At 67.9% G+C, this 20,269-nt stretch carries 13 protein-coding genes; 8 read left to right on the plus strand and 5 right to left on the minus strand.

The annotated features are described in order from the left end of the window. Nucleotides 1–25 precede the first annotated feature (25 nt). The 3 genes from ACFRKB_RS36525 to ACFRKB_RS36535 all read right to left on the minus strand — a co-directional run bounded on the left by ACFRKB_RS36525 (nt 26) and on the right by ACFRKB_RS36535 (nt 1,709). Nucleotides 26–604: a hypothetical protein gene (locus tag ACFRKB_RS36525; protein WP_383110913.1), complete on the minus strand. Its 579-nt coding sequence runs from the start codon at nt 602–604 to the stop codon at nt 26–28. A gap of 155 nt (nt 605–759) precedes the next feature. After that, nucleotides 760–978: a hypothetical protein gene (locus tag ACFRKB_RS36530; protein ID WP_383110914.1), complete on the minus strand. Its 219-nt coding sequence runs from the start codon at nt 976–978 to the stop codon at nt 760–762. A 23-nt stretch (nt 979–1,001) separates the two neighbouring features. Beyond that, nucleotides 1,002–1,709, minus strand: coding sequence for a hypothetical protein (locus ACFRKB_RS36535; RefSeq protein ID WP_383110915.1), 708 nt, complete (start codon nt 1,707–1,709; stop codon nt 1,002–1,004). 610 nt (nt 1,710–2,319) lie between these two features. Here ACFRKB_RS36535 and ACFRKB_RS36540 point away from each other — a divergent pair. The 4 genes from ACFRKB_RS36540 to pglX all read left to right on the plus strand — a co-directional run bounded on the left by ACFRKB_RS36540 (nt 2,320) and on the right by pglX (nt 14,471). Next, the gene (locus ACFRKB_RS36540; RefSeq protein ID WP_383110916.1) at nt 2,320–5,202 is read left to right on the plus strand and encodes a toll/interleukin-1 receptor domain-containing protein; all 2,883 of its coding nucleotides are present in this window, start codon (nt 2,320–2,322) and stop codon (nt 5,200–5,202) included. 21 nt (nt 5,203–5,223) lie between these two features. Beyond that, nucleotides 5,224–5,907 carry a hypothetical protein gene (locus ACFRKB_RS36545; RefSeq protein ID WP_383110917.1) on the plus strand — a complete coding sequence of 228 codons (684 nt, stop codon included), beginning with the start codon at nt 5,224–5,226 and terminating at the stop codon, nt 5,905–5,907. A 261-nt stretch (nt 5,908–6,168) separates the two neighbouring features. Beyond that, a complete protein-coding gene (pglW, locus tag ACFRKB_RS36550; protein WP_383110918.1) occupies nt 6,169–10,857 on the plus strand; it encodes a BREX system serine/threonine kinase PglW in 4,689 nt (1,562 codons plus the stop codon). Then, complete coding sequence (gene pglX / locus ACFRKB_RS36555) at nt 10,854–14,471, plus strand: BREX-2 system adenine-specific DNA-methyltransferase PglX (protein WP_383110919.1); 3,618 nt, start codon at nt 10,854–10,856, stop codon at nt 14,469–14,471. Before pglW ends, pglX begins: the two co-directional genes overlap by 4 nt. A 62-nt stretch (nt 14,472–14,533) precedes the next feature. On the opposite strand, the gene ACFRKB_RS36560 is transcribed toward pglX, so the two are convergent. Beyond that, a complete protein-coding gene (locus ACFRKB_RS36560; RefSeq protein WP_383110920.1) occupies nt 14,534–14,743 on the minus strand; it encodes a DUF397 domain-containing protein in 210 nt (69 codons plus the stop codon). Continuing rightward, entirely contained in the window at nt 14,725–15,567 is an 843-nt protein-coding gene (locus ACFRKB_RS36565; RefSeq protein ID WP_383110921.1) for a helix-turn-helix domain-containing protein, read from the minus strand. Before ACFRKB_RS36565 ends, ACFRKB_RS36560 begins: the two co-directional genes overlap by 19 nt. Before the next feature lie 224 nt (nt 15,568–15,791). On the opposite strand from ACFRKB_RS36565, the gene ACFRKB_RS36570 reads away from it, so the two are divergent. The 4 genes from ACFRKB_RS36570 to ACFRKB_RS36585 all read left to right on the plus strand — a co-directional run. Beyond that, complete coding sequence (locus ACFRKB_RS36570; protein WP_383110922.1) at nt 15,792–16,031, plus strand: hypothetical protein; 240 nt, start codon at nt 15,792–15,794, stop codon at nt 16,029–16,031. Then, the gene (locus tag ACFRKB_RS36575) at nt 16,028–16,258 is read left to right on the plus strand and encodes a hypothetical protein (RefSeq protein ID WP_383110923.1); all 231 of its coding nucleotides are present in this window, start codon (nt 16,028–16,030) and stop codon (nt 16,256–16,258) included. Before ACFRKB_RS36570 ends, ACFRKB_RS36575 begins: the two co-directional genes overlap by 4 nt. Nucleotides 16,259–16,446: 188 nt before the next feature. After that, nucleotides 16,447–18,387, plus strand: coding sequence for a DNA/RNA helicase domain-containing protein (locus tag ACFRKB_RS36580; protein WP_383110924.1), 1,941 nt, complete (start codon nt 16,447–16,449; stop codon nt 18,385–18,387). A 92-nt stretch (nt 18,388–18,479) separates the two neighbouring features. Further along, nucleotides 18,480–20,269: DUF6079 family protein (locus ACFRKB_RS36585; RefSeq protein ID WP_383110925.1), on the plus strand; the 1,790-nt coding region annotated here is incomplete at its 3' end.

A 20,269-nucleotide genomic window follows, 5' to 3' on the forward strand; every position in this document is an offset into this window, starting at 1 on the left:
ACCCGTGCCGACAAGCGCCTCGGCATCATTCGGCCGGTAGGTAATCGTGACCGTTCCAACGCAACGTCACCATCGCCGTGGCGCCTTCGGCACAGGTGGGATCGCACGAATTGCTCGAACGGCTGATCGTGTATCGACCGTCTTCGCCGGGACCGGCGAGCCGTGCGTTGTAATAGGCGAACCTCCCGCCTCCGTAGTGATCCGTCGTATCGCTCCAGCCGATGTCCTCGAATCCGTCCGCGTTGGGTACGAGCACCAGCACCCCGTCGTAGCGCCCCGGGTTGTAGATCACGAAGGTGTTCTTGGTGGCATCGGTTGCGGGGTCAGCGAAGCGCAGGGATTTTTCGTAGATGTCCACGTCCGTGGTCGCCAGTGCGCGACCGCTGCCGGTGACGGCCGCGACGCACCCGACGGGCTCGCCGGAGGCAGACCGCCTGACCAGGAATACGCGGACCGCACCGAGGTCCGGATGCTGGATGTCCCGGTGATCGAGCACCGTGCCGGCGCACCGCGCGGCAGCCGGCGGGCTGGGCGGAAATGAGGCGGGCGAGGAGGCCGCTGGGGTTGCCCCGCTTGTGCCGTCGCATCCGCCGGCGAACACCATCGCCAGAGCCGAGACCAGCAGCGCGGTCCGAGCCGCCCCCGATCCGCGGGGGCGCCAGAAGGACCGCCAACGTAAACACGAGGATTGACTGGAAGGCATAACATTCCCCCTGTGTTGGAGTGGGACCGATCAGTTGGGTTGAACTACCCGAAGCGCTACCTAGCGGATGCGCGGCAGGAGACCCCGATCAAGTCCGGCTGTGGGCTCGCCGCCAGGTTGGTCGCGTCCCGGAACAGCTTCAGGTTTCGTGACCGGTGCCAGGGCCGGCCGAAGGACCGCAGTTGGCCGTGGAATGCCTTCGCGATGTCCTTGTCCCAGGCATGGCAGTAGGAAATGAACGCGTCATAGTCGGCCTGCCGACCCTCTGTCTCCATCCTGGCCTCCACAAGACGGCGCTTCAATGGCGGGCACGCGTGCCGCTGCCTGCCACAGGGCTGTGGTTGCCGCCGGGCTCGTCGTCGGGAGAGCGGGGGGCGGGGACAATTCCGATCAGCGTCTCGGGCTCACGCACACCGGCGAGGCGGGCGAAACCGACCGCGTAGTCGTAGATGTCGCGCTGGACCTCTCGCAGCGCGGCCCTGCAGTCCGCGTTCTCCGGCCATGCGGACTCCGGGCCGTCAGGGTGGTCCCTCTCGAATTCCTGCAGGCGAGGGTGCCAGTGGGACAGGAAAGGCCTGAGTGCCTGGTTGAGCATAGTGATGGCCAGGTACTCCACCGTCTGTCCGCCCGGGACCGCGGCGGAAGGGCGACTGGTCTTGAGCGTCTCGCGCGTCGTCGCGAAGAGCCCGTACATCGAGGTGAGTGCCTCCCGGACCACACCCTGGTCACTGGCGAGCGGCTGGGTGGACACCCTCGTCACCGTCTCCACGAACATCTGCCAGGCCACCTGGCGGGAGTCGTTGTTGACCGCGAAGGTGAGCTCGCTCAACTGCGGGACCGTGACCTTCACCTCGGTGAGCCGGGCGGTACGTTGGTACCACTGGACCGCCAGTACCGCCGCCGCGCCCGAGATGCCACCGGTGATGGCAAACAAAATGCGGCTCGTGACCTGTGTGAGGCTGAAGACGGCAAGCCCGGTGAGCGCGCCGATGACCGTCGCGCTCATCAGCCGGAACGTCGTGCCCCTCAGGATCCTCCACCTCCGGTTCGGTCCCCCACCGGGCTGCGTTGTGCTCATCCACTCCCACCGGTCCCTCGAGCCACCGTGCGATTTACCTCCCGGTGAGCTGACCGGGAACTACGAACATATCGCCAACAGCCTCCGGGCGGGACCAAAAAGCTCCACAGGTAAAGGTGTTGAACCTGCGGGCGACGGCCACGCGCCGCCTGAATGTGGAGCAGGCGGCGGCATTATCCCCATGGGCGCGATGTTTCCCTCACCCTGACAAGGGAATTGAAAGTACGACATGTGGCCGGGGGCTCATGGTGCGGACGCGCTGGGGGGAGCGGGTGAGCCGATGAGAAGTCAGTTGGGTCGCCCGGCCTCGCGGCTTCCCGTGGGCGCGGCGAGCGTCACTGTTCTCCCGTGCTACCGGCGCATTGCCCAGTTCACCGAGGCAAAGGTCACCGTCCCGCAGTTGAGGGAGTTCACACTCGCCGTCAAGAATGGTTCCCGCCAAGTCGTCTGGCGCAGGTTCGGCCTGAGTGGAGCGCCCAGACCGGCCAACGGCTGTGGCCGGAACCTGCGGTGAACATCCCGGAGGCGGGGTGAGAAAGTGAGCCGCAGACGCAGCGAGGCAATCGACGGCAAGACAGACGCAAGGCGGGGAGATGCAAACCAGGCAGTCATCTACGACGCCTTCATCTCCTACAGCCACGCCTGGGACAAGGGCATCGCGAAAGCCTTCCAGAGCGCTTTGCAGGGCTTCGACCGTCCTTGGTACAGGCCGAGAAGCCTGAAGCTGTTCCGGGACGAGACCAACCTCGCGGCAAGTCCTCATCTCTGGCGCGAGATCGAACAGGGACTGTCCCGGTCCCGGTGGCTCGTGGTGATGGCTAGCCCTTCGGCTGCCGCCTCTCCGTGGGTGAGGCAGGAGATCCGCTGGTGGCTCACACACCGATCGGTGGACACCCTGCTCATCGGGTGGACCGACGGCACGCTCGTCTGGGACGACTCGCGGACGTCCTTCGACTGGTCGAGGACCGACGCCCTCCCGTGCGAGGAGATGGACGGCATCTTCGACCAGGAGCCCCGTTGGGTCGACCTGCGCTGGCTGCACAGCCCGGAGCAGGCCAGTGCGGCCGACCCGCGGCTGGTCGAGTGCGTAGCGGAGTTCGCAGCCCCGATCACGGGAAGGTCCAAGGACGAGGTGATCGGCGACCATGTACGCCGGCACAGCCGGACGATGCGCCTGGTGTGGTCGACCGTCGCCGTGCTCATCGCCCTGCTCCTGGTTGCACTCGCCGGAGGCGTCACGGCGTACACCCAGCGCAACACCGCTCGATCCCAGACCCTGGTAGCCCTGTCCCGCCAGCTCGTCGCGGAGGCTTCGTCGATCCGCGACACCCAGCCCGACCTGGCCCGCCAACTGCTGGTCCAGGCTTACCGACTCGCTCCGACAGCCGAGGCGACGGGGGCACTCGTCGACAGCGGCAGTCTTCCCCGCGTCATCCACGGGAAGGGCGATGTCCGCGGAGTCGCGTACAGCAGCGAGGGCCTCCTCGCCGTGGCCGACGACCAGGTCCGGCTCTACGACCTTGCAACTGGCGCACTCCGCGCCTCGCTGGAGGACCTGGACGGCAGCGTCGCCACCGTCGCGTTCAGCCCGGACGGACGGCTACTCGCGGTCGGCGACGCCGACGGCGGGGTGCGGTTGCTCGACGTGACGTCGGCGGACAGTCCCAGGACCCTGGGGGCAGTGTCTGCGGCGGCGGACGGCACGAATGAACTTGTGTTCGCCCCCGACGGCAAGCTCCTCGTCCTGGCTCGGGCGGGCGGGTCCGTCCTCGACGTCCAGGACCCCTCCCGGCCCCGCTCCCTGGGATCCCTGCCCCCCGACACGATCGCGGCCAGCCCTACGGGCGCACTGATCCTCACGGAGGCGCGTGCGAGCGCCGTACTGGGCCTGTGGATCCTGTCCGGCTCCGCGCGGCTGACCCGAGCCGCCACCGTCACCTCGCCGTCCGACGGTGTGTTCGCCACCGACGGCCGCGCCGCGTTCAGCGCGAACGGCCGCACTCTGGCGGTCGGCGGTGGAGACAACCGGGTGCGGCTGTGGGACATCGACGATCCCACCCGTCCGGCCATCCGCTCGGACCTGAACGCACAGGGCCGCGACGGCGTCAGCAGCATGGAGTTTTCTCTGGACGGGACTGTCCTGGCCGTGGGCGGCAGCGACGGCGTGATCACTCTGTGGGACGTCTCTGATCCCTTCCGCCCCCGCTCCGGTGCGCGCCTGACCGGCTACCCGGCATTCGCATCCGTTTTCGGCCTCGCTTTCGGCCCTGATGGGCAGACACTTGCCTCCATCGCCGGCAACCGGGAGAAGCTGGCGCCGGACGCCCAGATTCCTCCCGAAAATACGGTACGGCTGTGGGCCGTGTCGGGTATCGACCGGACCTCCACCGTCACGACCCTGCCGGTGAAGGGATCGTTTCCACCCTCCTTCAGTGCCGACAGCCACCTGCTGGCCGCTGGTGGCAGTCCCACCACCGTGTGGAGGATGAACGACAGCACCGGACCACACCTCGCCGCCACCGTGGAGTCGTTCAACGCCGGCGGTCAGGCTGCGGCCTTCGGCCCGGACGGCCACACTCTGTTCTCCGGTCTGCCTGTGGTCGCGTGGGACATCGCCGACTCGGCGGCCCCGCGGAAGCTGACCTCACAGGCCACGCGCTCGCTCGGTGCGCAGGGCATCAGCCTGAACCCCGCGCTTCCGCTGCTGGCGACGGGAGCAGGGCCCATGGCACCTGAACAGGTTGAATTGGGAACCGTACAGCTGTGGGACGTCGACAACCGGACACGGCCCATCCTCGTCGACACGCTCGACGGCACCATGGCCGACCGTCAGGCAATCTCCTTCAGCCCGGACGGTGGGCTGCTCGCTGCGCCGACCGACGCGGGAGCCGTACGACTCTGGAACGTTGCCCGGAACATCAGGCCCACCGTCGCGGCAGACATCGCCATGGTGAGGGGAAAGGCCACCGCATTGGTCTTCGGCCCGCGCAGCCGCACCCTGCTCGTCGGTGACGACAGAGGGGCGATCACCAGTTGGGACGTCTCGCGTCCCGGACAGCCTTCGCGCAGGGCCACTGCCGCGCGGCACGCCGGCACCATCACAGGACTCGCCTATCACCCCGACGGCGCGCTCGCGGCCAGTGCCGCAACGGACGGCGGCATCCGGCTGTGGGACGTCAGTGACCCGGACCGCCTCGTCGAGATCGCCTCGCTCAGCAGCGGCGGCCTGTACCCGCAGGCGACCTTGGCGTTCAGCCCGGACGGCAGCCTTCTCGCGGTCAGCGGCGATCGGGGCACGCGGCTGTGGAGCGTGGACCGGGTCGCGATCCTGCGGCGGCTGTGTGCGGAGTCCCCTCGCATCACCCGCGAACAGTGGCACCAGTACCTCCCCAACCGAGCGTACGACCCGCCGTGCGCCTGAGCGCACGAGAACGGAGGACACATGGCAGGCGGCTTACGGCGCCCAAGCGCCCCGTCCATCGCGCTGCTCACGCTTCTCCTGCTTACCGCCGCATGCAGCTCGCCCCGCCCGGCGCCGCCCGTCCCACCCGTCACCCCCTCACCCGCCGCCCCGGGGCCCGTCTCCCCGTCGCCCTCGCCCGCGCAGGGCCCGGTGATCGTCGGCCCGGCGCCGGCCGACTTGCACGATGTGGACTGGGCGAAGACCCCCGTTCCGGGAGAGTTCTGCGATGTCCCGGGACTCGTACACCTCAATGCCGAGGGCGAGGCCACGGCCACATCCCGGACCTGGGGCACCGTGGGCATCCAGGGCGGGAACACGATCAAGTACGGCGACACCGACGGTGACCAGCGCGACGAGGCAGCCATCTACATGGCGTGTGATGACAACGGGGCCACGATGAGCGGGCAACTCGTCGCTGCATACGTCGTGTTCACCCGCAAGGGCGACAACCTCGCCGCGATCGGTGCGATCACGCCGCGGCAGAAGTCCGCCTCATACATCACCGCGCTCGTCGGACTGGAGTTCGCGCCCGGCCGGATCACTGCACACGAGAAGTGGTACCGCCAGACCGACCCCCATTGCTGCCCCACTGGGGACGCCACTACAGTCTGGACACGAGAGGGGGACCGCCTGACCCCTGGCGAACCCCGTGTCGTCTCCTGACGCGGCCTTGGTACCCGAGGATGAGCACGACCTCCGGAGTCAGCAGTTCCGACCCTTTCACGCCTTCCGTGATTCGCGGCGCTTCAGGCGGGGCGAAGCGGACCTGGGCGCTGTCCAGTCCCCGCAGAACCTCGCGTGCACGGCTCCCCCGCTGTCGTAGGCCACGGCTAGGATTCATCAGGTCTGTGATGTGGCGGTAACGGCACGCAATGCCACGAACGGACAGTGACCGGGGACGGAACCAAGGGGCGGGGACGGCGCATGCGGGAAGGCCGGTGGAGCACGGTCACCGAGTCCGAGTTCGACCATGAGCGCCGTGGCCTGGAAGCCATCCGGGAGAAACTGCCGGACGCCGATCCCTGGCGGGCGTGGTCGAACTTCACATTCACCGCCCACACCGGCCACGTCCGGGAGGTCGACCTCCTCGTCGTCACCCCTGGCGGCGTGTACATGATCGAACTCAAGGACTGGCACGGTTCCGTGACCAGCGAGAACGGCACCTGGGTCCAGACCACCCCCAGCGGTCACCGCCGCCCGCACGGCAACCCGCTCCACCTGGTCAACAAGAAGGCGAAAGAGCTGGCCACGCTGCTCGGCCAGAACGGCAGGCGGGTGTGGGTCGGCGAGGCCGTCTGCTTCACCGACGGTGGTCTGCGCGTCCGCCTGCCCACCCACGACCAGAACGGCGTTCACAGCGTCGACGAGCTGGTCACCATGCTGAAGCAGCCTCCGCGCGACGAGCGGCGCCGCATCACAGCCGTCGAATCCCGTGAGATCAGGACTTCGCTCGAACGGATCGGTATCCGGCGCAGTGACGCCGAATACAAGGTCGGCCCATACGAGCTGGACCGCAAGTCCTTCGACTCGGGCCCCACCTGGGCCGACTACAAGGCGAGCCACAGCGAGCTGCCCGAGATCGCTCGCGTCCGGGTCTATCTGAGCGAGCGTGGATCGGACGCGTCGATCCGCCGGTCGGTGGAGAACGCGGCCCGTCGTGAGGCAGCAGTACTGCAGCGGTTCAAGCACCCGGGCGTCGTCCAGCTCAAGCAGTACTACCCGTCCGGGCACTCCGCGGGCCCCGCCCTGATCTTCGACTACGACCCGCGCACGCTCCGCCTGGACGAGTACCTGCTCCAGCACGGCAAGGCCCTCGACATCCTCGGTCGGATGGCGCTGGTCCGTCAGCTCGCCGAGACGATGCGTTCCGCGCACTCCGCCCGCATCCACCACCGTGCGCTGGCAGCCCGCGCCGTTCATGTGGTCCCCCGCAACCGAGGCCGCCGCGGACAGACAGTCGGGGAGGACACCGCCTGGCTCACTCCCCGCCTGGAGATCTCGGACTGGCAGATCGCCACCCAGCGCCCTTCCGGCACCGATGGCGACAGCGGACAGGGAATGACCCGCTTCGCGCCGACCGCCCTCTCGTCCATGCATCTGGCGGAGGGCTCCGACCCCTACTTCGCTCCGGAGCTGACCGCCCTCAAGGCCGACCCGGTCTACCTCGACGTGTACGGCCTCGGCGTTCTGACCTATCTACTGGTCACCGGCAGGGCCCCGGCCGCGAGCCAGGCCGAGCTGCTGGCACGGCTGGAGGCGGGCGAGGGCCTGCGCCCCAGCTCGCTCGTCGACGACCTCTCCGAGGACATCGACTTCCTGGTACAGGCGGCGACCGCCTACCGGCCCGGACAGCGGCTGTCCTCGGTGGACGAGTTCCTGGAGATGCTGGAGATCGTCGAGGACGGCCTGACCGCGCCGGCCTCGGCACCCGACCCCGAACCGGCCGAGGACCCCGAGAAGGACCCCCTCGAAGCGGTGGCCGGCGATGTGCTCGGAGGACGCTGGGAAGTGCGCCGCCGCCTCGGCACGGGCTCCACCAGCCGGGCTTTCCTCGTCCGCGACCTCCAGGCCGATGCGCGCAGGACCCGCCCGCTGGCTGTCCTGAAGGTGGGCCTCTCGGACGGCAGAGGTCAGGTCCTGGTCCACGAGGCCGAGGTGATGAACCGGCTGCGGCCCGACTCCCGGGTGATCCGGCTCGTCGAGCCGGAACCCCTGCGCATCGGACCCCGTACGGTCCTCGCCCTGGAGTACGTGGGTGACGAGCGCGAGACCGCCGACCAGGACGCCGAGTCCGCCGAATCCGGCACCGGCACACGCACCCGCCGCCGCGAGGAGACGGTCGCGCGCCAGTTGCGGGAACACGGCCGTCTGAAGATGGACCAGCTCGAGGCGTACGGCGACTACCTGTTCGGGGCCGTGGACTTCCTGGAGGGCGAGGGCGTCTGGCATCGCGACATCAAGCCGGACAACATCGCCATCCGCATCCGCCCCAACCGCACCCGCGAGCTGGTCCTCATCGACTTCTCCCTGGCGGGCTACCCGGCCAAGGACTACGAGGCCGGCACCGACGGCTACCTCGACCCGTTCATCGGCACCCTGACCCGGACCGCGTACGACTCGCACGCCGAGCGGTACGCGGTCGCCGTCACCCTGCACCAGATGGCTTCGGGGGAACTGCCCAAGTGGGGCGACGGCTCGGTCCCGCCCCGGATGACGGACCCGAAGGCGCTCCCGTATCCGACGGTCCAGGCCGACGCCTTCGAGCCTGCCGTACGGGACGGCCTGGTCGCCTTCTTCCGCAAGGCCCTGCACCGGGACGCGGCGAAGCGCTTCCCCGAGCTGAAGCCGATGCGGGACGCCTGGAAGAAGATCTTCCTGGACGCCTCGCAGACGATTCCGTCCAGCCACCGTTCCCGCCACCCCGAGCCCGTACCTCAGAAGACAGCGGTCGGCGAGCGCGCGGTGACGATCGAAGACGCCGAGCCGCTCACCGCGGACGAGCAGCGTGAGCGCCTGGCGGCCGCGGTCACCCGCGATACCCATCTGTCCGCGGCCGGTCTCACCCCGGCCGCCGAGTCCTTCCTCTACGGCCTCGAGATCACCACCGTGGGTGGCCTCCTCGACTACAGCCGCAGCAAGCTCCTCAACGCGCCGGGCCTCGGCACCAAGACCCGCACCGAGGTGCAGCGCCGCCAGCGCCAGTGGGGCAGGCTGCTGCGCGAGGCACCGCTCTCCCCGCTCACCCCGAAGGGCCGCGCCGAGGCGAAGGAAGAGCTGGCCCAGCTCACTGCCACCGAATCGGCGGTCGCCGGAGCCCTGGCCATGAGTGAGGGAGCCGCGGGCCTGACGGAGTCCGCCCTCCGCTCGGTGAGCCTGGACACCCTCGCCACTCTCTTTGTCCCGGAGCTGAACAACAACCGGTCCAACAGCAACAAGGTCGAGATGGTACGGCTGTTGCTGCGGCTGCCGAACGAGCACGGAGAGCTGCCCGGCATCGGCGTCTGGCCCAAGCAGAAGGACGTCGCGGAAGCGCTCGGCCTGTCCGCCGGGCGCATCCCGCAGATGCTGAAGGAGGAACGCAAACGGTGGAAGAAGCACCCGGCGGTCCTGTCTCTGCGGGATGAGATCATCGGCCTGCTGGTCGACCTCGGCCGGGTCGCCTCCGCCGTGGAGATCGCCGACGCGCTCGCCGTACGCCGCGGTACGCAGCTGCCGGAACGCGAACAGCGGCGCGCGCTGGCATTGGCTGCGGTGCGGGCCGTTGTGGAGGTGGAACAACTCCAGCCGGAGGAGGCGGAGTTCCAGCACCAGGCCAACCGCAGAGCGACAGAGGACGTACTGGCGGCGGGCCTTCTCGCACTGGACGTGCGGGAAGGAGATGCCCCGGACACCCCGACGGCTCCGGGGCTCCTCGACTACGCGGCCCGCCTGGGCAGGACCGCCGACCGGCTGACCCGCCTGGAAACCCTGCCGACGGCTACAACGGTGCTGAGCGAGCTGGGCGCACTGACCCCACCGCCCGGTGCGGTGGACTGGGACGAACGGCGGCTGGCCGAACTGGCCGCTGCCGCCTCGGTAAACGCAGCCGCCACGCCTCGCCTGGAGATCTACCCGCGCGACCTGCCGCTGGTACGGGCCCTGCGTCTCACCCAGGCCGGCCTGGTACGGCTGATCCCGGGCGTGCCCGAGGCCCGGCAGCCCGGTCTCACGGGCGAGGACGTCCACGAGCGGGTACGGGCCCGCTTCCCGGAGCTGGTCATCAGGGACAAGCGGGGTACGAGCGCGCACGAGTTGCCGCTCGGCGGCCCGTTGACCAAGGCGCTACGCGAGGCCGGTTTCGACCTCACCCTGTCGACCCGCGAGGGCACGAGGACACCGCGCTATCTGCCGACGCGGATGGACAGCGCGTCCAGTTATCTGACGGGCGCGAACTGGCGTCAGTCGACGCAGGCCGGCGCGGTGACGCGCTACTCCGACGACCCGCTCGTGGCGAGCGGCGTCCGCGCGGACGAAAGGCTGCTGGCCTCGGCCCGGCGGGACGGCTACCGGGTCCTGACCGTGCACCACGCCCGTACGGTCGAGGCGGTACGGAGACTGGGGGGCCTGCGCGTGGGCGCGCAGGCGGTGTCGATGACCGAACTCTTCCTGGAATCGATGCATGCCCTGGTCCCACCGGGCACGAAGCCGACCTGGGAGACACTCCTGAAGGCGGACGTCGCGGAGCCCGGCTCACGAGGCGCGCTGAAGTTCAGCGAGTACGCCCGGACCGCGTGGGGCACGGTGGAGCCTCAGGTACGACAACTACTCGCCCCGGGGGCGGGTTCGGGCCCGGTCCTGCTGACCGACGTGGCCGTGTTCGCCCGGTACGACGGGATGGGCGTCCTCGACCGGCTGGCGGAGGCAGCGCGCCAAGGCGGGCGCGGGCTGTGGCTGCTGGTACCGCAGGCGGATCCCGGGCGTGAGCCGAAGCTGGGACACACGGCCGTTGCCTACCAGGCCGGCCTGGGCGAGTGGATCGACCTGCCTGACTCGTGGGTGAAGAAGGACTATCTGTCCGGTGTGACAGACGTGAGTGTCGTGGGTGTCAACGGTACCGAGGGAGACGGCAAGTGATCGATCGCAAGGCCCTGTTGGAAGACCTGAAGCAACAGGTCAAGGCGGTCGAGTCCGACCTCGGCAAGCAGGTCAAGGTGGTATCGGAGGGCGAGAAGCTGCGCGGCGAGTACGAGCGTGCGCGCAAGCTGGGCCGTACCGCGGCCACCTGGAACTCCTGGCTGGACGAGCGGGTCACGCAGGTCGCGGTGGCGTGGGTGCTGGGGACTGTCTTCGTCCGCTTCTGCGAGGACAACGGGCTGATCCCGGAGCCGTATCTGACGGCGCCGGAGGGCGATCGGCGTGACCTGGCGCTGGCTCGCTTCGAGGAATACGTCGCACGGTCGGAGGACCCGACGTACCGGGGCTGGCTGGAGCGGGCATTCGAGGAACTGGGCGCGGGGCAGGCGGGACGGCTGCTGTTCGACCGGAGGCACAACCCGCTGTTCCAGATTCCGTTGTCGCATGACGGTGCGCGTGAGTTGGTGGACTTCTGGCGGGGCCGGGATGAGGACGGTGTTCTCGTCCACGACTTCACAGACCCGCTGGAGGAGGAGGGGGACGGTACGCGCGGCTGGGACACACGGTTCCTGGGCGACCTGTACCAGGACCTGAGCGAGGCCGCCCGGAAGACGTACGCGCTGCTTCAGACACCGGAGTTCGTGGAGGAGTTCATCCTCGACCGGACGATGAATCCGGCGGTGCGGGAGTTCGGGTACGAGGGCCTGAAGATGATCGACCCCACGTGCGGGTCGGGGCACTTCGTGCTGGGTGCGTTCCGGCGGCTGGTGCGGCTGTGGGGTGAGGGTCGGCCGGGGAAGGACGTGCACGAGCGGGTGCGGGAGGCGCTGGACTCGGTGCACGGGGTGGACCTGAACCCGTTCGCGGTGGCTATCGCTCGGTTCCGGTTGCTGGTGGCGGCTATGGCGGCGAGTGGGGTGCGGACGCTGGCGGAGGCGGCCCAGTACGAGTGGCCGATCCATCTGGCGGTGGGTGACTCGCTCATTAAGCACCGGCACAAGCAGGGGAACCTGTTTGACGGCTTGGAGGAGGAGGGCGCGGATGAGCTGGCCGACTTCAAGTACGAGACGGAGGACTTGGACGAGCACCCGGAGATTTTGCGGCCGGGGCGGTATCACGTGGTGGTGGGGAATCCACCGTATATTCAGGTAAAGGATAAGGATCTCAACGAGCTCTATCGGAGTCTGTACGACGCCTGCGCGGGGACCTATGCCTTGTCGGTGCCATTCGCGCAGCGCTTCTTCGAGCTAGCGAAATCAGGCAACGCCGAGAGCGGGCACGGGTACGGTACGGTCGGCCAGATCACGGCGAATTCTTTCATGAAACGGGAGTTCGGTACCCGACTTATCGAGACTTATTTCGTGCACGAGGTTGAACTGACCGAAGTTATCGACACCTCAGGCGCTTACATCCCCGGGCATGGAACACCAACGGTGATTCTAATTGGTAGGCGGCGCACAGGAAACCTTCACTCTCAGACGATCCGCACGGTGCGCACTATTCAAGGCGAACCAGCATTGCCCAAGAACGGTGCGGACGGTCTTGTCTGGAATGCAATCGTTAACCAGATCGACAGACCCGGCTCATCAAGCCGCTGGGTATCCTCCGATGACTTGAGCCGCGAAACTCACTTCGGCCAGCGACCATGGATTCTATCGGACGGAGGGTCGGAGCTTATTGCTTCACTTTCCGCCACGACAGTAGCCACCCTGGCTCAAATCTCCCAGGAGATTGGCGCTGGTGCCGTCACACGTGAGGACGACGCCTATATGGTTGGTGCAGGATATCTCCGACGCAGAGATATCACTGCTGACGAACAGCGGCCCATCGTCGAAGGAACCCAAGTTCGCGACTACCTAATCTGGGATCCAAAATGGTCAATTTGGCCGTACTCCGCTTCCACCTTGAAGGCAGAGGCTTCGGACACAACGCAACGCGCACTCTGGCCTTTCCGCACACCGCTGCGCAGGCGCGTGGCTTTCGGCAAGGACCAGGCCCAGCGCGGACTTGCATGGTTCGAATATTCCATGTTTTTCACCAATCGCTACAGAATTCCACTTTCTATCGCGATCCCCGAGACCACCACCCTCAACCACTTCACGCTCGACCGAGGCGGAAAGGTCTTCAAGGACACAGCCCCAGTGATCAAACTAAAGGAGGGGGCCAGCGAGGAGGAGCATCTACAACTCCTAGGCCTACTTAACAGCTCTACCGTTTGCTTCTGGTTGAAGATGAATTGCCACGACAAGGGCAGTCAGGGGGTAAACGAGGGCTTCAAGTCACAAGAATGGGAACGGTATTATCAAATCAAGGGAGCCAATCTAGGCCGTATCCCCCTACCACAAACCCTCCCAGGTAATTTCGCCAAGGCCATCGACGCTCTCGCCCAGCAACTGGCGAGCACTAACCCCGCAGCCGTAGCCGCGGACACACCGTCTTTTTCAACCCTCCGCGAGGCACAGACCATCTGGCGTTCCATCCGCGCCCGGATGATCGCTCTCCAGGAGGAGCTGGACTGGCAGGTCTACTCTCTCTACAACCTCCACTCGGAAGACTTGCGTGTCTCCGAGGCCCCGGGCTCCCTCGACATCCCCGAACTGGCCCTGGGGGAAAGGGCCTTCGAGATTGTGCTCGCTCGTCGAGTCGCCGCAGGTGAGGTCAGTGACGAATGGTTCAAGCGGCACGGGTCCACGCCCATCACCGAGATTCCCGCTCACTGGCCCGCCGCTTACCGCGAAGTCGTCCAAAAGCGGATCGATGCCATCGAGTCGTCCCGGGCAATCGGCATGGTCGAGCGGCCCGAGTACAAGCGGCGTTGGGCCACCGAAGGGTGGGACTCCCTCCAGGAGAAGGCTCTGCGAAGCTGGTTGCTCGACCGGATCGAGGACCGGGCGCACTGGTTCGATGAGAACGGGACGCCTGCTCTCGTCACCCTTTCCCGACTCATCGACAATCTCTCCCGTGACGAGGACTTCGTCTCCGTCGCCAAGATCTTCGCGCCCCGCAGGGAACTGCCCGCCGTCGTCGCGGAGTTGATGACGGACGAGCACGTGCCGTTCCTCTCACCCCTGCGCTACAAGCCCGCCGCGCTGAAGAAGCGCGCGGACTGGGAGCACGTCTGGGATCTGCAGCGGCAGGAGGACGCCGCTCCGGACGAGCCGGCCAAGCGGAAGATCCGGGACACCATCCCCGTACCGCCGAAGTACACCTCGGCTGACTTCCTGCGCCCCTCCTACTGGCGGGCGCGCGGCAAGCTGGACGTGCCCAAGGAGCGCTTCATCTCGTACGCGCGGGCCAACATGGCCACCCCCGACCTGTACGGCTGGGCGGGCTGGGACCACCGTGATCAGGCCATCGCGCTCGACACGTACATCGCCACCCACGAGGGCCTGAGCACCGAAGAGGTCACCCCGCTCCTCGCCGGGCTGCTGGAACTCCAACCCTGGCTGACCCAGTGGCACAACGAGCCCGATCCGCTCTTCTCCCCGACCCCCGCCAAGTTCTTCGAGGGTGACCGACAGATGGAGCAGGGCAAGCACGGCCTCACCGACGATGACCTGCGTGCCTGGCGCCCGGCTGCCGCGACCAGAGGACGCCGTACCACCAAGAAGTAACCCGCCGGCCACGCCAACGGCCCCGCGATCTGCTCAGATCGCGGGGCCGTTGCCATATCTGGTCAGTCGCCCAACTGCCCACCCCTGATTGCCGAAACGAAGTAGCCCCAGCCAGCAGCCGGGAACACAAGCACCGGGCCGTGCGGAACCTTGCTGTCCCGTACCGGGACGACACCAGCAAAGTCGTCGGAGACCTCGACGCACTCGCCACCATCCGAGTTGCTGTATGAACTCTTGCGCCAGCTAGCGCCACTCAGGTCGATGCCTCGCACGGTGCTTCCTCCAAGATGGCCAGGACGAACTTCAGCGACTGGGCCGGGGACAGCGCCAGGTCGCGCATCGCATCGTACGCACGCTGCAGTCGCTCAACCGGCGCGTCCGCCTCGATGAGTTCGCCACGGTGTGCGTTCTCCGTATAGGCAACGGTAAGCCCACCCGGAAGCCGTAGGAACATCAGTGCAGTGCTATCCAGGCCATGCATGCCCGCACTCAGCGGAAGCACCTGCATCGTCACATTGGGCCGCTCCGCCCTTTCCGCCACATACTCCAACTGCGCCCGCCACTCCTCCACATCCTTCAACGGCGTCCGCAGCACCGCCTCCGACAGGATCGTCCGGAACGGCGGCGCGTCGTCCCCCTCCAGCAACTCCCGCCGCCCCATCCGCGCCTCGACCTGCTGCTCAAGCTCCTTCCCCTTGAGCCCGCCCGCCGCCAGCACCTCCCGCGCGTACCCCGGCGTCTGCAACAGCCCAGGCAGCACACTCACCGCGAAGTGCCACAAGCTCACCGCCTCCGCCTCCAGCGCCATGTACCGCCGGTATCGCTCCCGGAACTGCGTATGGTCCCCGGCTGCCAGCTCCCACAGCGCCAGCAACAGCCCCGGCGTCCCGTAGTGCGTGTCGAGCGCCTGGACGACCTCCGGGCTGCCGAGCGTCTCGCCCTTCTCCATCTTGCCGAACAACGACCAGTCCCAGCCCAGCCGTTCGCCAAGCGCCCGCAGGCTCGTCCCGCTGCCGGTTCGCAGGGTCCGCAGTTCCTCGGCGAACCGCTGACGGGGTTCCTGGCTGCGGCCGGTGATGACGCGTCGTTGCGGCATGCCGCTCCTTCCGGGATGTTCGTGCGTTCGTGCGTTCGTGTGAGCGATGTGGAACCAGTGGAACCACCTCCGCGCGGCGGTGAACCACAGCCCTGTCCACAGCGCGGTCGCTCACATCCGGGCGCATCCTCGTAACGACCGGACTACGCAGCGTAATTCACGCAGCACAGTCGGGTCGTGGAAACAGCGGAACCGTACCGACAACCGCACCGACGAGGACCCACATGACCCCCACGCCGCACCTTCCCCACACCTCCAAGTACCAGGAAGCCCTCGATGCCCGCGACGCCCTCGCCACCGCCCTCTCCCAGGCCGGTATCCAGCTCCCCGCGATGGACATCCGCACCCCCTGGGCCGACGATCGCAGGGCCGAAACCGAGTACGCGCTCGTCCACCTCGGCGTATGTTCAGCGCCCATCGCCCTCATGCTCGCGGACGTAATCACCAAGGGGATCGCCGGGTGACGGACGACACCCACTGGCTCCCCGGCGTCGGCGAGAGCGTCCACGACACCGCCCGTGACCGCGTCGGGCGGGTCATAGGGAACGAAGGCCCGTACATCCAGCTGCGCCCCCTCGCCGGTGGCCGTGAATGGGACGCCGACCCCGACCATCTCCGTACCCTGACTCCGGCCGAACTGCTGAGCGCCCTCGTGGCCGATGCGAACGCCCGGAGCAGACAGCGCAGATGACGTCACCACTCGCCATCCGGAGCCGCACCCGGGCACCCGCCCATCCCGACCACCCCGCCCCTGGCCCACTCCACACAAATCGCCTGCCCGTGATCAACACGCTCCCCTAGAATGGCGAGAACCAATCTCAGCGGCCCGACGGGCTTCCTGATCCGCCTCGCGGGAACGCGCGGCGGACCTCGAAGGACATGCCCCCACCCGCACGAGTCTTCTTCGTGCTGCCTGGGGGCATTTCCTTGCTGTTCCGTGAGTCCGCGGCGTCCGTTGCCGCCCGCATCCTCGAAGGGTCGCTGGCGCTGCATCTGACCGAGAACTTCCGTCATCTGCACGGCCGGAGGCCCGCGTCGGCGGAGGTACGGTCGTGGGAACGCAGCCTCCCCGCTCTCCTCAACGCCCTCATCGAGGCCGGGCTCGACGACGTCGAGGTCATCATCGAGTACAGCCTGCCCCTCACCAGCAAGCGCGCGGACGCCGTACTCGCCGGCGTGCACCCCACCACGGGGGAACCGTCGTACGTCGTGGTCGAACTCAAGCAGTGGAGCGCGGCCTACCCCGAGGAGGACGAGCCGCTGCTGTGCCGGATCGACGCGTACCCGGAGGCCGTGCTCAACCCCATAGAGCAGGTCCGGGGCTACTGCGAGTACCTGCTGTCGTTCAACGGCGCGCTGGAACGGATGCCGAAGTCGCTGGCCGGAGTGGCGTTCCTGCACAACGCCACCGAATCCCGCATCGCGGGTCTGCGGAGCGTCAAGGAGGACCAGCATGGCCGCCTGTACACCGGCGAACAACGCGGCGCCTTCCTGGACTTCCTGCGCTCCCGTCTCGCCGCGAAGCCCGGCGCCGAGGCCGCCGACGTACTGCGAGACGCCAAGATCCGGCCATCGAAGCAGCTGATGGCCCTCGCTGCGGCCGAGATCCGCGACCGGGAGCAGTTCGTTCTCATCGCCGAGCAGCGGGTGGCCTACGAGAAGGTGATGTCCGCCGTACGCAAGGCCAAGCGGTCCAACCACAAGCAGGTCGTCGTGGTGACCGGCGGCCCCGGCTCCGGCAAGAGCGTCGTCGCGCTTTCGCTGCTCGGTGAGTTGTACCGGCGCGGGGTGACCGCTCTGCACGCCACCGGGTCCGCTTCATTCACCAAGACCATGCGCAGGGTCGCCGGGGCGCGGAAGCCAGCCGTGCAGAAGTTGTTCATGTACTTCAACAGCTTCATGGACGCCGAGCCCAACGACCTCGACGTGCTGATCTGCGACGAGGCCCACCGGCTGCGCAAGACCTCCGCCAACCGCTACACCAGGGCGGAACTGCGCACCGGCCGCCCCCAGGTGGCGGAGCTGATCGACGCGGCCCGGGTGCCGGTGTTCCTGCTCGACCAGCACCAGGTGGTGCGGCCCGGCGAGATGGGGACGAAGGCGGAGATCCAGCGGGCCGCCGCCGCGCAGGGACTTGAGTGCACCGTCGTGGAGCTGGACGGGCAGTTCCGCTGCGGCGGCAGTGACGCGTACGAGAAGTGGGTCGTCGACCTGCTCGGGCTGGAGGGTGGCACGCCCGGCCAGTGGGAGCCGGACGGCCGGCTGGAACTGCGGACCGCCGAGAGCCCTCAGGAACTGGAGGACTTCCTGGTCGCCCGCCGGGCGGACGGCTACGGCGCGCGGATGTCGGCCGGCTACTGCTGGAAGTGGACCACCAAGGTCACCCCGGGCATGACCGAGCTGCCCACGGACATCGTCATCGGGCCGTGGGCACGGCCCTGGAACGTGTACGGCGACCGGTCCGTCCTCGGCGCCCCGCCCGCGCCCCTGTGGGCCACCGAAGCGTCCGGTTTCGGGCAGGTCGGCTGCGTCTACACCGCGCAGGGCTTCGAGTACGACTGGTCGGGCGTGATCATCGGGCCCGATCTGGTGTGGCGTACGGACGGCTGGGTCGTGGACCGGTCGGCGTCGAAGGACCCGATCTTCACGAAGGCGACGCCGGACAGCGAGATCGACCGGCTCATCAGGAATACCTACAAGGTGCTGCTTACGCGTGGCATGGTCGGCACGATCATCTACTCGACAGACCCGGAGACGCGCGACAAGTTGCGCTCGCTCGTGCATCCGGCGTCCGGGGCTCGGGCGCCGGCCCTCGTGTAGTCGGTCATATGCGAAAAGTGGTCATCCGCTGTCAGTGGTACGCCATACGATCGGACGAGTCCGCGCAGCCGCCCGTCGGAGAGTGATCGTTCATGGTCCAGCAGCCGCCCCTGCTCCGCGATGTCATCGACATCAAGGAGTCCATCTCCACGTCGGACTTCGTCCTCCAGCTCTCGGAGGCGACGACCCCGGAGGGTGCCGAACGCGCCCTGCGGGACTACGTGGTCACGGAACGGCTGCTGGAGAACTTCGACGAGGCGCTCGGGCTGATCCGGGCCGCACTCGACGGGCACACGTCGAAGGCGGCCTACCTGCACGGGTCTTTCGGTTCCGGTAAGTCGCACTTCATGTCGGTGCTGCACGCGCTGCTGAGCGGGGCCCCGGCGGCCCGCGCACGGACCGACCTGGACCCCGTGCTCACCAAGCACGAGTGGCTCGGCACGGAGGGGAAGCGGTTCCTGCTCGTGCCGTATCACATGCTCGGGGCGAAGGCCCTGGAGCAGCGGGTCCTCGGTGGGTATGTCAGCCACGTCAAGAAGCTGCACCCCGAGGCGTCGACGCCGCAGGTGTACCGGACGGATGCCCTGTTCGAGGACATCCGGGCGATGCGCTCCCGCCTGGGCGACCAGGCGGTGATCGGGGGCCTCACCTCGGCGGACGGCGGCGACGGCACCGCGGACGAGGAGGACGAGTGGGGCGAGGCGTTCGGCTGGACACCTCAGCTCCTCGACACCGCCCTCGCCGCCGAGGAGGTTCACGAGGGCGGACAGGCGCTCAATCTGGTCAGCCCGTCCACACCCGCCGAACTACGGGCGCGGCTGGTCCAGGACGCGAGCACGCACCTCCTGCCGGGCTTCGCGAAGAACGCCGCCGAGGACGAGCACGGTTTCGTCTCGCTCGACGCCGGCCTGTCCGTGATCGCCGAGCATGCCAAGTCGCTCGGTTACGACGGGCTGATCCTCTTCATGGACGAGCTGATCCTGTGGCTGGCCACCCTCATCCACGACCAGAAGTTCGTGGCCCGGGAAGCCGGCAAGATCACGAACTTCGTGGAGGGCGGCGACGCCCGCCGTGCCGTCCCGGTGATCTCGTTCATCGCCCGCCAGCGTGACCTGCGCGAACTGGTCGGCGAGGAGGTGTCGGGGGCGGCCGAGGCGTCCATCCAGGACACGCTCAATCTGGCCTCGGGCCGGTTCGACAAGATCACGCTGGAAGACCGCAACCTCCCCCAGGTCGCGCACGCCCGCCTGCTCAAGCCCAAGGACGACGAGGCCGCCGCCCTCGTCGACGCCGAGTTCGAGAAGACGCGCAAGATCCGTCAGGAGGTCTGGGACACACTCCTGGGCTCCGACCGCGGCGCGGACGGTGTCGGCGCGGACGAGGAGAGCTTCCGGCTGACGTATCCCTTCTCGCCGGCGTTCATGGACACCCTTGTGCACGTGTCCTCCGCGCTCCAGCGCAACCGGACCGGCATGAAGCTGATGGGGCAACTGCTCGCCGACCACCGGGCCGAGCTGCGGCTGGGGGACCTGATCCCGGTCGGCGATCTGTACCCGCTGATCACGGCGGGCGGCGACAAGCCGTTCACCGACAGCCTCAAGGTGGTCTTCGAGGCGGCCGACAAGCTGTACCGGACGAAGCTGCGACCGTACCTGATCCTCACCCACAACGTGTCGGAGGAGGTCATCGAGCAGTACGCGCATCGGCCCGACAGCATCGTCGACCCGGATCTGCGCACCCGGATCAAGCAGTTCACCGGTGACAACCGGATCGTCGGCACGCTGCTGCTGTCGGCGCTCGCCCCGAGCGTCCCCGCCCTGTCCGACCTGACCATCCGCCGCCTGTCCGCGCTCAACTACGGCTCGGTGGTCGCCCCGATCCC

This window comes from Streptomyces scopuliridis (assembly GCF_042790125.1).
Lineage (GTDB): Bacteria > Actinomycetota > Actinomycetes > Streptomycetales > Streptomycetaceae > Streptomyces > Streptomyces scopuliridis_A.

Coding starts and splice junctions, on each gene's coding strand:
- ACFRKB_RS36570 (WP_383110922.1), top strand. CDS start 15,792: ATGACCCCCACGCCGCACCTTCCCCACACCTCCAAGTACCAGGAAGCC.
- ACFRKB_RS36530 (WP_383110914.1), bottom strand. CDS start 978: ATGGAGACAGAGGGTCGGCAGGCCGACTATGACGCGTTCATTTCCTAC.
- ACFRKB_RS36565 (WP_383110921.1), bottom strand. CDS start 15,567: ATGCCGCAACGACGCGTCATCACCGGCCGCAGCCAGGAACCCCGTCAG.
- ACFRKB_RS36545 (WP_383110917.1), top strand. CDS start 5,224: ATGGCAGGCGGCTTACGGCGCCCAAGCGCCCCGTCCATCGCGCTGCTC.
- ACFRKB_RS36535 (WP_383110915.1), bottom strand. CDS start 1,709: ATGAGCGCGACGGTCATCGGCGCGCTCACCGGGCTTGCCGTCTTCAGC.
- ACFRKB_RS36525 (WP_383110913.1), bottom strand. CDS start 604: ATGGTGTTCGCCGGCGGATGCGACGGCACAAGCGGGGCAACCCCAGCG.
- pglW (WP_383110918.1), top strand. CDS start 6,169: ATGCGGGAAGGCCGGTGGAGCACGGTCACCGAGTCCGAGTTCGACCAT.
- ACFRKB_RS36580 (WP_383110924.1), top strand. CDS start 16,447: ATGCCCCCACCCGCACGAGTCTTCTTCGTGCTGCCTGGGGGCATTTCC.